We start from the raw sequence: 12,735 nt of genomic DNA on the forward strand, positions 1-12,735 counted from the left end.
TTATTTAAATAAGTTCTATTATAACATTTTACCATTTGATGCAATCACATCTTTATACCAGTAAAAGGAATCCTTACGAACCCGGTCTAATGTTCCATTCCCATCGTTGTCTTTATCTACGTAAACAAATCCATAACGCTTCTTCATCTCACCGGTAGACACACTCACCAGATCAATACAGCCCCATGGGGTAAAAGCAATTAGATCTACGCCATCTTTAATCGCTTCTTCCATCTGCTTAATATGCTCACGAAGATATTCAATTCGATAGTGATCATGGATTTTACCGTCTGCTTCCATTTTATCGATGGCGCCTAATCCATTTTCAACCACCATCATTGGGAGCTGATATCTGCCGTATAATTCATTTAAGAGATATCTAAGGCCTTTTGGATCGATCTGCCAGCCCCATTCGCTTGATTTTAGATAAGGATTATTCACACCCATAATCACATTACCAGATGCTTTCAGTGCCTCTGTATCAACCGTAGAGCAGGTGCTCATGTAATAGCTGAAGCTGTAGAAATCAACCTTTCCTTCTTTTAGAATGGCTAGATCTCCCTCTTCCATGATGATTGAAATACCAAGTTCCTCAAACATTCTTTTTGTAAAATGTGGGTATTCTCCCCGTACCTGTACATCTCCGCAAAGATAATTCATTCTCATATCCTGCTGAGCCTTTAACACATCATCTGGATTGCAAGTGTAAGGATAAACGGAACCTCCTGCAACCATACAGCCAATCTGGAACTCAGGGTTGATCTCATGCCCTAATTTCACCGCTCTTGCACTGGCAAGGAATTGATGATGAAGAGCCTGATAACGATTGGTCAACTGTTCTTTTGTACTAGGAAGGCCAAGCACCTGAGCTGGACTATCTTCACACTTGATACCAGCAGATAAGATATCTCCTACCCCCATGACCAGACAATTGATTTCATTAAATGTCAGCCAGTATTTTACCAGGTCTTTGTATTCCATAAACAATACTTTACAATAATTCAGGAAAAAGTCAATGCATTTGCGATTTGTCCAGCCATTATATTGATCCATCAAATGATACGGTAACTCATAATGGGAGATAGTAACAAGTGGCTCAATCCCATACTTTTTACATTCTTCAAACACAGATCGATAAAAATCTAGTCCTTTTTGATTTGGAGTTTCTTCCTCTCCTTTTGCAAAAATGCGGGTCCAGTTGATAGACAGACGATATACGCCAAATCCCATCTCTGCCATTAAAGCAATATCTTCTTTATATCTATGGAAAAAGTCAACAGCTTCATGAGATGGATAATATTTTTCCTCATTGATTGTATTGGTAAAGTAACGTGGTGCGCTGACTGTTCCGCCTGTCATATGGTCACAGACACTATCGCCTTTTCCATCTTCATTCCAGCCACCTTCAAATTGATTGGCAGCCGTAGCTCCCCCCCATAAAAATCCTTTTGGAAAACTCATATTTTGTTACCTCCATTCATTTAATAGATACTTTCACCTTTGTACATAAATAATGTTACTACAAATGTCACGATAAAACCGATTAAAAGACTAATGCCCATATAAACTACATTTAAAGCCGTAGGTCCTATAAACCCTGGAACTCCAAAGATTCCTGCGCTTCCAGATAAGGCATAAGCATATACTTTCATCAAACCTGCAAAGGCCGCACCGCAAAAGTTTCCAATGATGACTGCATATAACGGCTTCTTTAACCTTAAGTTAATACCAAACATGGCTGGCTCGGTCACTCCACCAATAATTGCTGTGATGGCACTGGAGGCCGCCGTTGATTTTGTCTTTTTGTCTTTACATTTTACTGCTACCGCTGCTGCGGCTGCTCCCTGATTAATATTTGCAATAACGGCTGCCGCACAAACAATGGGCTCATAACCGAAGGTTGCAAAGGATTGCATCATATATGGGAATAATGCGCCATGCATTCCAGTAATTACTAACAGCGGATATACGGCTGCCAGCAATGCCACACCAAAGAAACCGGTGGTGTTATATAAAAACATAATTCCTTTTGCTAAATAAACTCCTAAAAATGAACCGGCTGGTCCAATGAGACATAACGTCAATGGAAGCATGACTAAAATAGTTCCCAGAGGCACAACAATGGCTTTTATGGAATCTCTTGAAATCTTCCTAAAAAACTTCTCCACATAGGACATGATAAATACTGCCATAATGACCGGGAAAATGGTACTTGCATAAGAGGTCGCATAAACCGGAAGACCGAAGATAGACATTCCTACCCCTTCCGCAACACTTGACACCATTTTCGGGTGGATTAAAATTGCTCCTAGCAACATACCTAGTCCCATGTTGGTCTTAAATTTATTGGCGGCTGTCGCACCTAAGAAGACAGGAAGGAAATAAAATCCTGCATCCGATGCAAAGGTCAATACCGAATAAGTTGGCATATCAGGGGTCAAAATTCCAATCAATTCCCCTAGTATGATAATAACTTTTAACATACCGGCGCCAATAAGCGCTGGGATCAATGGCATTAAGCTTCCGGAGATTCCGTCTAAAACAGCACTTAAGCTAAACTTTTTCTTTTTGTCATCTAGATTTTCATCTACCGTTTTTTCAGCAGCCAGTCCAGCCTTTTCACAGATCAGCTTATATGCATCACCAACGGATTGCCCAATAATGATCTGTAATTGTTCATTGGACCATTGAGCGCCTATGACTCCTTCTATCTTCTTAATTTCTTCAATGTGAGCAATGCTGGTGTCTTTTAAATTAAACCTCAAACGTGTCATGCAATGACCAAAGTAACTGATATTGTCTTTTCCTCCAATGAGTTCCAGTACTTTCCCAGCAAGTTCTTCATACCTTTCTTTTTTTGCCATAACGTTTCTCCCTTTCTTATATTGATTCATCATTAAGAAATTAAAAAAACCGAAGAGACGCAATAATCCCTGCGTCAGCTCCGGTAATGCCTCCCTAAGAGTAACAATCCTTAATTTGCTGTATTATTTTTTAAGATTCGACTCATGTGTATCATCAGATACAAAATCTCATCTTGTGTAATTTGTGCTTGTAACTTATTTTCTATCATGGAGCTTATCTTCACTGCACATTCATAGATTCTGGGGCTTTCTTCCTTCATAACTGTAAAAAGCGTTCCGTTATCGTCGACAAATTGTTTCTTCTCCTCAATCCGCTTCAGACAATATCTAAGATGCATTACAAATCGGTTATAATTAAATCCCTTCCGATCAATAGAGACTTCAAACCATATTTCGATTTTATTTGTAATTTCATCAATTAATAATTCCACATTCCATTCTGAGGATTCGCTGATGTTTTCTTCTTCTGCATTGACAAAATGCATGGCAATGTTTGTGATCTCGCTTTCCGGTAGTTTTACCAAAAGCTTTTTTTGAATCAAGTCCACTGCATATTTACCTAGTTTCGTCTCTTCTGGATAAAGCTGCTCCACGTCATAGGAAAATAACATCTTCATCTTCTTAAATTTCTTTAGACGAATCAATGCAAAATTAATATGATCAGCAAGTCCTGGCAACAGGTTGGGGTTTAGCTTGCAGTCCAGAGTATTCTGAGCCCTCTTTACAATTAAGGCTGACACCTCAAACACTTCCTCCGGGATTTCCTCCAACAACTTGTAATAGCTTTTATCCATCCGATAGAATGTCATAGTAATGGAACCAAGGTCTGTTATCTCATAGGGCATAGAAGGGAATCCGATGCCTTTTCCAAAGGCAATCAGTTCTTTTTTATTATTATCTTCACATACTGCCACATTGTTGTTGATTTTCTTAATCGCCTTCATGATTATTCCTTTCATCATAGTTTTAGATAACAAAAAACTCCTTGATAGCACACCAAATAAAACAGGTGATGCCTCAAAGAGTAACAAACCTTACTTCTACGATTATTATAATTGATAAGCATTGTTATGTCAACATGTCAGTTTTAATCAAAATAAATTTATATTTTTGTGCAATTTATACAAGAAACAATTAAATTGATTTCTCGAACTTAAGCATTCACTTTTCGCTTTCTTTTAAATCATCTTTTAAATTGCTTCTATCACAAAAAGCCGGCTCAAGCATATTTAAAACGCTTGCCGACTTTTCAATTCTTGGTTCTCAGTCCTACTGTGATATTTTATGAGTCCTTGTTGAATCAATTCCAATATTCTTATGTCTTTTTTCAACGGTACCAGAACCAATCTTTTTCTCAGCCTTTAAATAACCGCCTTTGGCTTTCTTCTCTTCTAAAAATTTCTTCATTTTTTCCATATCATTTACTGACATTTTGTTTTCTCCATTCAAATATAAATTAATTGTTCTTAGTTTCTAAATGTGTCTTTGTAGATTCATTTTATCTCAAAATAATCCATTCTGGATGTTTCCTGGAATCCGCAGGATTGATACAAGTTGAGGGCCTTGGAATTCTCTGTGGCAACCTGTAGCATAATTTCCGCAGCTTTTGCCTCCTTGAGTTTTTCTATGGATTTTAACAAGATGGCCCGTCCATATCCCTTACTACGGTGTTCCGGCAGTACTCCTAATCCGTAGATTCCTCCGGTGATTCCATTGATTAATTCCAGCTTGACCTTGCCAATCACTTCATCCTCTATTTGCACCAGATAAACTATATTACCTCGTTTTTCCTCGTCTTCCGGTAGAATGATTCCGTTTTCAACATCATCCCCATTCTCTTCATCCGTGTCATCACCAAAATAAATCTGATCTTGTCTGGTTATTTCACTGACATCTTCATTGGTTGCTTTTCTAAAGATAATGTCATGGGTCTGCTTCTGAATTTTCTCATAGGCCTCCTGATTCAGATACATCTCAAATTCAGAAGATTGATAAACTGCTCCTGCCCTATCTAAGAATCTCAGGCCAGAGACAGATTTGTTATCACACAAAGCAAGTATACTACCTGCATTTCTCCCTTTGCATTCGGAAATGGCCAGCTTTAGAAGCTTAGAAAAAATCCCCTGCCGTCTATAATCAGGGTGCACCATACCGTTAATTTCCATAGCTGCGCCACCAAAGTAGCATATGCCAATATATCCAATCAACTGTTCACCATCAAAGTACATAAAATCATTGATGTTGCGCAAGCATACTTTATCCGTGCTATTTCCTTTATCCGTGCTATTTCCTTTATCCATAAGTTTATAATCAAGTTCAAGCTTAAAAGCGACTTGATCCTCAAGAACACATAGCATCTCTAGTGCATGAATCAGCTCATATTCCTCTTGGTTCAGGCTGTTTTTAAGTTTGATCCAGGGGTCATTTATTGTTTTACTCAAAAGTCCTCCTTATGGAATGTATCAACGTTTTTCATTGGGTATTGCTAATGACTTTTTAAAGCTACCCTCTTATTATACTATCTTATCGTGCCTTTGTCATTGTTAATTCTTGTATTTTACACCTATTTCACTCTAGATTCATGTAAAATGCACTTTTTAATAAAATGAATTATCGCAAACGTGAATAAAAAACCTATAATCTTATGCTTTTGTATCATAATAATTAGGGACTGTATAAGTCTTATTTTATATGTACATTTGTTGTAAATTAGCGTTTTAAGGCGAATGCCACAAAAACCTTTTTTAACACGAAAAGGAGTACCTTTTCACAGTACTCCTTAAAGCTCACACTATTTACCTATATTCCATGCACTATATCGCCTAACGTTAAGACAATTATATTCTTATTAAGCCTGAACGTTCCGGTTCTCGTCTAAAAATGTCATCGCATACTAAATCAATCAATGGAATTTTTTTTCTTATGCTTTTTAATTTGTGTAGCTACTATACATACCAAAAGACCCAACCCCAATGCCGTATAATCAAACATGCTTTTGTAATCGCCTAAAAAGCTCATAAACTTGAATTGAAGATTGACAATTGAAAGTGATAAAGAAACACCTCCTAAAAGGAATACGCAAGCACTTATATTAATCACTTTATCTAACATTGATACGCCCATAGTTACGCCTCCTTTCTTTATAGATAGCAGTATTGTGTAAAGAAAGCATTCATAACTTCGCTGGCAAGTTCTATCTTAACTTCAGTTGTACTACCATCTGCCAAAACCAGTTCCATCGTACTTTCTGTAAATCCTTTTGTTCCGTTGTAATCTGAGATATTATCTAAATCGATACAGCATTCATACTCATCCGCATCTGAAATGTATAACTTATCAGCAGTGAGCACTGCTGCTCCTTTCATATTTCCTAAAAAATCCATGGGTACGGCTGCAATCACTTCGTCACCACTAATTCCATACTTATTAAGAATACACTCTTTGAGATTTGCCATCTTTTTTTCGTTCATATCTCCATTTAGGTGGAGCTTTTTCAGACGATCAAATTTTTTCAGATGTTCTACAATTAACTTGACTTTATTAGTTTGTAGCCATTCAATACTTTCACCCCATAAATTATCCGTCTTCCCGTTCAGATAATTTTTCTTAAATATGTAGCTTAAAAAGGAATTGGTGATTAATACATTACTTGACCCGTCCCCAGTTAAATGTTTCGCATAACTTGAAACAAAGGCGCAAAATTTATTAAACTGAATTAGTCCTGATTTTTCAGCGAAGATTCCGTATCTTCCTGTCTGCATGGACACTAAAGTAGAATCTTGATTGATTGCACATGCTTGAAAGGTCCAATCCAGATTTATCAATGTTGTCCCGTTCTGCCACACATGGGAAACTTCTTTTAGTACCGGTAGATTTTGTCTTTTTAGATTTGACGTTTCACTTTCTGCTTCAGATAGAAATTCACAGGCACGAATTTTCTTCAAATTTACTCCAGGGATATGATCCATAAAGAATTCATAAAAATGATCTGAGAAACTTTTTTTCTTTTTAATTCCGTACTGAATTGGGTATTTTAATGAACCGGGAATCACCTTGAAATGCTGACCAGGAAGTGCCGTTAACCCACTAAATGGTTGAAAGAAATACTGAAGATCACTTCCTTGACGCATCGTATAAATCTGAAGATATTCATATTGCGCATTTCCACCTACAAATGAGGTAACAGCCGATCCGAGTGTAGACTTTACCTCATTTACTTCTCGTAGAATAAGACCTTTTACATCTACTAATTCGATGTTCTGACTTTTGCATTCAGCCGTTATTTGCTCAATTCTTCGCTGATATGCAGTATCCATGCCTTGACTAAAAATATTTGCCATGTAACACTTCCTTTCCATTCTTGAAAAAATGGTTTTATCTTATTCTGTATATATTGATAAAATATATCAATTTTGGGATAATTAAACTTCTTCCTTTAAGGCAAGACATCCTAACCTTTACTAAATCCCACCTGACATAAATCACTTATCTGCAATGTCAAAATAACTTTCCCATGCAGGCTGTTTACGCATTAATTCTTTTGCTGCATTATGTGCAACTAAATTATCAAAGCCTTGGGTTTTCATAATAAAAACAGCCATACTCTCTTTTTTCTCTTCAAATGACTGCATGGAGCCATCCGGCCTTGCACAATGAATGCAATAATCTTTCGTCTCATCATTTAAAGGATAATCTTCCAGTTTTACAATTGGCATACCGCAAGAAATACATGTTTTCATAAAATTATCTCCTCTTATTCATTATTTAATAGAATCAGCTATTCCAAACCGATTACCAAGCACAACTGTTTTCCTGTTCTAGATCACTTACGAGTAAAAAATATATCATAAGCTTCCGTAATCCTTTTCTTTTTAAATTTCCAATAGATTTATAAAGTTACTGACCAGTTCCTTTTTGTACCTATTTAATACAGAACCATCTGGTGCAAATAGATCTTGGTTGGAAAGATAGTAATGTATAAGACCTAACCAGGTATTGAAAATAAAATGCATAGGTAACATTTTAATCTTACCCTTTTTTTGATATGTTTCGATCACTTGGCTTAGGTGAAAGGAAACGGATGATTGAATTGATATATAGACATATTTTGTCTGCTCAGGCAAGGAACTGCCTTCAGAAACAAGTCTTTTGTAAAAATCTTGATGTCTAATTAGTACTTCTATATGGGCATACAAAATATCCTCGAGGCTGTTGTTATTCTCTGACATTTCATGTAACTGTTCATTAATATCTATCCCGAATTGTTCCAAAAGACATATTTGAAGATTTTCTACCGTTGGAAAATGGACAAAAATATTCCCATGAGAAATCTGAGCTTCTTTTGCAATCATATTTGTAGTCGCACTAAACCCCTTTTTCGAATATACTTCATAAGCTGTTTGTAAAATTAGTTTACGAGTAGTTTCCTTTTGGATTTGCCTTTTGTTTTGTTTCATTCGATAACCTCCGACTCATTGAGTCATTACTTATTTTACTTAATATGCACAATTATGTCAAGTATCTATTTTATATGAAAAATCCCCCGCTGTCTGCTAAAAATTTAGCTGACAGTGGGGGTATGATACGTCAAAACTACTAACTCTAATCATTCTAATGTGTGATACTTAATAGGAAAAGCAAAGTACATGTGTGTTCATCTCTAATATAACAGTCTTTTGTTGAATCTTAAGCAGATAGAAGGTACAATGATAACAGAGTAACTTATTATTTGTTTTAAATGGTCCACGTTCACCTTAGTTTATAAAATACTCTTTCTATAGATATATCTATTTAATGGCTTTTTCTACAAATCCCCTTGGCATGGCAGTTTTGCTAACTACTTCATCAACGGTTAGTCCTTGTTTATAAAGACGATTTACTACACTTTCCATCGCTTCTCCAATTGAAACCATATGTTTATCAGGATCATAGAATGTTATTCCCCTTTGTCCCCAAGGTGCTTCTTGTATTTCATTTATAAATTCGACCTTTAATTGTTTGAGTTCCCTATATATATATCATCTAATGCCTCCGATTCAAAATTCAGCTCAACGCTATTAGATCCGTACGAAATGATATGAGAACCTTTCATTTTGTGTGTTTCTTCAAAGTGAGTTTTTAAATGAATGGCTAAGCCGCCTTCAAAAGAAACATTTACCCCAAAATCATACATCACTTTTTGCTTTAATACCTTCTCATAGAAATTTTTTGAAAGTTCAAGATCTTCAATCAGTATAATAGGACCCATAAATTTTATTTCTTTCCCCCATATCTATTAAGTTAATATCCTATACTTACACAGATTACAAATTTAGATGTTCGTATTCCAGTCTGCGTTTCGCTCATAAACATACCCAATGCCGAGTACGGTTGCATTGGCAACCCAATACATACACCTTTTAGGCTATTTTGATAATCTCGAATCCCTGGAATTGGATGATCAATCGTTGCTCTGTCCTTCTGGTCTTGTCCAGACATAATATCCAAACACAAAGAGGCATCTAATACGCTACGTGTCAGAGGTCCGGAATGATCAAGTAGCCATGACATATCAATAATACCGTGCCTGCTAACCCGGCCATAGGTCGGCTTCAATCCAACAACACCGCAACAGGTGGCGGGTATACGAATAGAACCACCATTATCTGACCCTGTTGCCAAGCAAGTTTCCGAACTACATTTCGCTCATACTGCCTATCTCAAGTAAGTTTCCCTCCGGATCGGCAGCATAAAAGTTACGGATGCCGAAAGGATAGGTTATAGGTTCTCCAGTTGGAAATTGCACGCCCAGCTTCAATAGTCGCACATATTCCGCATCCACATCGGCAAAACAGGGCAACCAAAGGGCAATTTCAAATGTCTGATTGATTCCTTTTGGAGGAACGTAGCTCTCCCCAATTGCCTGCACAAATGCTTCCCTGCTATACATGAACAAGGATAGTTGGCCGCTTGCTGTTTCAAACCCTGCGAAATCTCCACCATCCCATTGAGTATCAAAGCCCAATGTATCTCTGTAGAATCGAACCATACTGTCCATATTGCCAGCATATATGCAGGCGCCTACTCTTACATTTTTTCCGTTCAATGTCATCCATCTCCTCTATAATCATATAATTAATTGTTTAGAATAACAAAAGTGCTTATATGTCGAAATTCAACCCCTTGCCAAAGCGTTCACTTTCGGTAAATACTCTTTATTATTACGGTCTAACTGCATGCCGTTGACGTACTTTGCGTTATAAATGCTTGCAACAAGTGATGGAGTTGCAATGCTGTTGCGTAGAAGACTCTTTGGAAGAAGTACATCTTCTTGCGCCGGCTCAACGACATAAAGTGTTTCGGTAAGGGCCTCTGCTTCATTGAATATAAAATCCAGATTCAGCTGTCCATCAATTACCTCTAGTTTTTCGGAGGAGCGGCCAAAACGCTGGTTGTTTGCAACTGCGTTCTGCTCAATGAGGCGTTCCATGTTCTGGTTCAATTGTTCCAATTGATCCTGCATGGATAAAATGATGATCTTCATAGAGTCTACATTTAAGTGACTCAATTCATCAACAGCATATTTTTTCACCATTTTTCCACTCCTTTTCTGTCATCTATTATACGATAAATGCAGATAAAAAACGAACACAAACATATGTTGCAATGGCCCTTTTGACGGTGCATAACTTCTTAAAAAGTGGCTGGTTTTCTTGGTTCTTCAAACCTTTATCCACTAGAATTAGTTTTTCTGGTTTTGTAAGCACCATTGTTTCTTGGATAAACCTCCTTTGATTTTTGAAGGTATTATCGCATGGATGCAACTATTTTACACGGTACTAACTATTTACCGTATACTTATTGCTTGGTTTTTGTGTGACATTAAAAATAAAGCCACAGAGTTTTAACCCTATGGCTAGTATCCACTAAAAAATTTACTTTTATATGTAAGATAGGTCTACTGTGGTGAATCATTCTTTCTTGACATCAATAAAATCTCCAAACCATGTAGATCTATCTATTATCAGTTATGTAATTTATAAACTCTTTGGTATAACACCATAACTATTCAGTTTTAACCATTAATATCTTTTAACTCTTCATAATACATATCCTTATAAACAGAACAATCTTCCATTAATTTTTCATGGCTACCAATTCCCACAATTTCACCACCTTCTAAGACAATTATTTTAGTGGCATTTTTTGCTATTTTCACTCTATGAGTTATATAAATTCCAATTTTATCTTTACTTATTTCAAAAAAGCTTTTAAATATTTTCATTTCAGCCATTGCATCTAGTGCCGAACTCGGTTCATCTAGTAAAATAACATCTGCTTTTCTGTAATAAGCTCTAGCTAAAGCTATTTTTTGCCATTGTCCTCCTGAAAGCTGACTTCCATTGTCAAACCAATTTCCCAATGTCTTAGTCAGATCATAATAACCATTACTTTTTAAGAAATTTACATTTGCTTTATCCAATGCCATATATATATCGTCAGGATTACCTTGCTTGTTGATATCTCCAATTATAATATTCTCTTCTAGTGACCCTTCAAATTTCAAAAAATCTTGAAATAATACTGAGGTACTTTTTCTATATGATTCAACATTATATTTATTAATATCCTGACCATTGACCAAAAAGCAACCCCTTGATGTTTTATATAGTCCACATATAATTTTAAATAGTGTGCTCTTGCCTGATCCATTTTTCCCTACAATAGCAATTTGCTCTCCGATGTTGATTTTTAAACTAACATTCCTCAAAGCATCTTTAAATTCAGGATAATCATATCCAGCTCCAAATAATTCCAACGAAGAAATTCTTTCAACTTTTAATTTAGCATCATTGTCTGTCTCTTCTTCTCCGTCAAAATCCTCCAAAAACTCTTTTAGTAATCTGATATACAGATTTGAATTATATATAGTATAAATTCCTGACGCTAAAGCATTTGTAGATCCTTGAACCATCGTGATTGCATTTAAATATGACATAGCTGTACCAATCATTATAGAACCGATATAAGCAGCATGGATTGCCAAAATCATTGTTGCCAGACTAAACACATCTTGGATGAGAGCAATTGATATATTTAGGATGGTTTTAAACTTCTCAATTTGGTTGGATTGGGAGATAAAGATATTGCTCAGCTTTATATATTTATTTATAAAGTGATTTTTCAGCCCAAAAGATTTTATCTCTTTAAACGCCGTGTCATGAGTTAAAAGATACGAATAATACCATGATTCTCTTTCCTTATCACTTCTTTTGTATTTCATAATAAATTCTTTATTTCCTATGAATATCTCACCTAAAAACATTAAAATAGAGATAATAAGCAAAATAATTTCTATCCACACATTCCAAGAAATTATTATTATAGAAGCTAATACGGCAGATACTCCATTAGAAAATATATTCATTATAGCCTGTAAAGTTTGATACGGCTTCGTAGCTATATCCTGCTCTAGTCGTGCTATTATATCATACGTCTCTGTTCTTTCAAGCGTTTCCAAGGATAGTTTTGAACATTTCTCAATAATAATTTTATTAATCCCATACTGCAATATGATATTCAGTTTGCCTAATATATATCCATTTATATTTTGCAATATAGTTCCAATACTAGATATTACAAAATATATAATTATTAATTGTAATAAAATACCGAATGGTTTTTTAAGTAATTGGATCTCATTAATAATTCTTTGGCTTAATAAAAGAGTGGCAATAGGGAACCCCCCATTTATGATGGACAGTATGACAGAAAAAGCAAAAATCTTTTTATTTATTTTACAAAGCAACCGTATCGTGTATATAAATAATTTTATATTGCTTTTAAATTTATTCATTATATTCCTCAGATATTATTTAGATAATTTAGCTAG

The 12,735-nt window shown here is 35.7% G+C and carries 14 protein-coding genes and 1 pseudogene; all 15 read right to left on the reverse strand.

The features are described from left to right. Positions 1 to 18: 18 nt before the first annotated feature. Complete coding sequence (locus BET01_RS01460; RefSeq protein ID WP_120194979.1) at positions 19 to 1,461, reverse strand: glycoside hydrolase family 1 protein; 1,443 nt, start codon at positions 1,459 to 1,461, stop codon at positions 19 to 21. Positions 1,462 to 1,481: 20 nt separating this feature from the next. Further along, positions 1,482 to 2,864 (reverse strand): PTS transporter subunit EIIC, encoded by a 1,383-nt coding sequence (locus tag BET01_RS01465; RefSeq protein ID WP_120194980.1) that lies wholly within the window; start codon positions 2,862 to 2,864, stop codon positions 1,482 to 1,484. Between the two features lie 110 nt (positions 2,865 to 2,974). Continuing rightward, a complete protein-coding gene (locus BET01_RS01470) occupies positions 2,975 to 3,808 on the reverse strand; it encodes a PRD domain-containing protein (RefSeq protein ID WP_120195323.1) in 834 nt (277 codons plus the stop codon). Between the two features lie 325 nt (positions 3,809 to 4,133). Beyond that, the gene (locus BET01_RS21490; RefSeq protein ID WP_158584962.1) at positions 4,134 to 4,295 is read right to left on the reverse strand and encodes a hypothetical protein; all 162 of its coding nucleotides are present in this window, start codon (positions 4,293 to 4,295) and stop codon (positions 4,134 to 4,136) included. A gap of 62 nt (positions 4,296 to 4,357) precedes the next feature. Continuing rightward, on the reverse strand, positions 4,358 to 5,305 hold the full coding sequence (locus BET01_RS01475; RefSeq protein ID WP_243117089.1) for a GNAT family N-acetyltransferase: 948 nt from the start codon (positions 5,303 to 5,305) through the stop codon (positions 4,358 to 4,360). Positions 5,306 to 5,762: 457 nt separating this feature from the next. Beyond that, positions 5,763 to 5,987, reverse strand: coding sequence for a hypothetical protein (locus BET01_RS01480; RefSeq protein ID WP_120194981.1), 225 nt, complete (start codon positions 5,985 to 5,987; stop codon positions 5,763 to 5,765). Between the two features lie 17 nt (positions 5,988 to 6,004). Beyond that, on the reverse strand, positions 6,005 to 7,204 hold the full coding sequence (locus tag BET01_RS01485) for a hypothetical protein (RefSeq protein WP_120194982.1): 1,200 nt from the start codon (positions 7,202 to 7,204) through the stop codon (positions 6,005 to 6,007). Positions 7,205 to 7,345: 141 nt separating this feature from the next. Continuing rightward, positions 7,346 to 7,603 carry a zinc ribbon domain-containing protein gene (locus tag BET01_RS01490; protein ID WP_120194983.1) on the reverse strand — a complete coding sequence of 86 codons (258 nt, stop codon included), beginning with the start codon at positions 7,601 to 7,603 and terminating at the stop codon, positions 7,346 to 7,348. Positions 7,604 to 7,735: 132 nt separating this feature from the next. Beyond that, positions 7,736 to 8,320 carry a TetR/AcrR family transcriptional regulator gene (locus BET01_RS01495; RefSeq protein WP_120194984.1) on the reverse strand — a complete coding sequence of 195 codons (585 nt, stop codon included), beginning with the start codon at positions 8,318 to 8,320 and terminating at the stop codon, positions 7,736 to 7,738. A 486-nt stretch (positions 8,321 to 8,806) separates the two neighbouring features. Beyond that, positions 8,807 to 8,878, reverse strand: a pseudogene (locus BET01_RS22475) (hypothetical protein); the annotation flags it as partial. Next, positions 8,854 to 9,111: a VOC family protein gene (locus BET01_RS21800; protein ID WP_207667545.1), complete on the reverse strand. Its 258-nt coding sequence runs from the start codon at positions 9,109 to 9,111 to the stop codon at positions 8,854 to 8,856. The gene BET01_RS21800 and the pseudogene BET01_RS22475, both read right to left, overlap by 25 nt. 32 nt (positions 9,112 to 9,143) lie before the next feature. Beyond that, positions 9,144 to 9,524, reverse strand: a complete 381-nt coding sequence (locus tag BET01_RS22480) for an amidase family protein (protein WP_120194985.1) — start codon at positions 9,522 to 9,524, stop codon at positions 9,144 to 9,146. A gap of 13 nt (positions 9,525 to 9,537) precedes the next feature. Continuing rightward, on the reverse strand, positions 9,538 to 9,948 hold the full coding sequence (locus BET01_RS01510) for a VOC family protein (protein ID WP_120195325.1): 411 nt from the start codon (positions 9,946 to 9,948) through the stop codon (positions 9,538 to 9,540). 69 nt (positions 9,949 to 10,017) lie between these two features. Beyond that, entirely contained in the window at positions 10,018 to 10,437 is a 420-nt protein-coding gene (locus tag BET01_RS21940; protein WP_243117090.1) for a transposase, read from the reverse strand. A gap of 480 nt (positions 10,438 to 10,917) precedes the next feature. Continuing rightward, a complete protein-coding gene (locus tag BET01_RS01520) occupies positions 10,918 to 12,699 on the reverse strand; it encodes an ABC transporter ATP-binding protein (RefSeq protein ID WP_120194986.1) in 1,782 nt (593 codons plus the stop codon). Positions 12,700 to 12,735: the final 36 nt, after the last annotated feature.

The organism is Lacrimispora algidixylanolytica (genome assembly GCF_003609635.1).
Lineage (GTDB): Bacteria > Bacillota > Clostridia > Lachnospirales > Lachnospiraceae > Lacrimispora > Lacrimispora algidixylanolytica.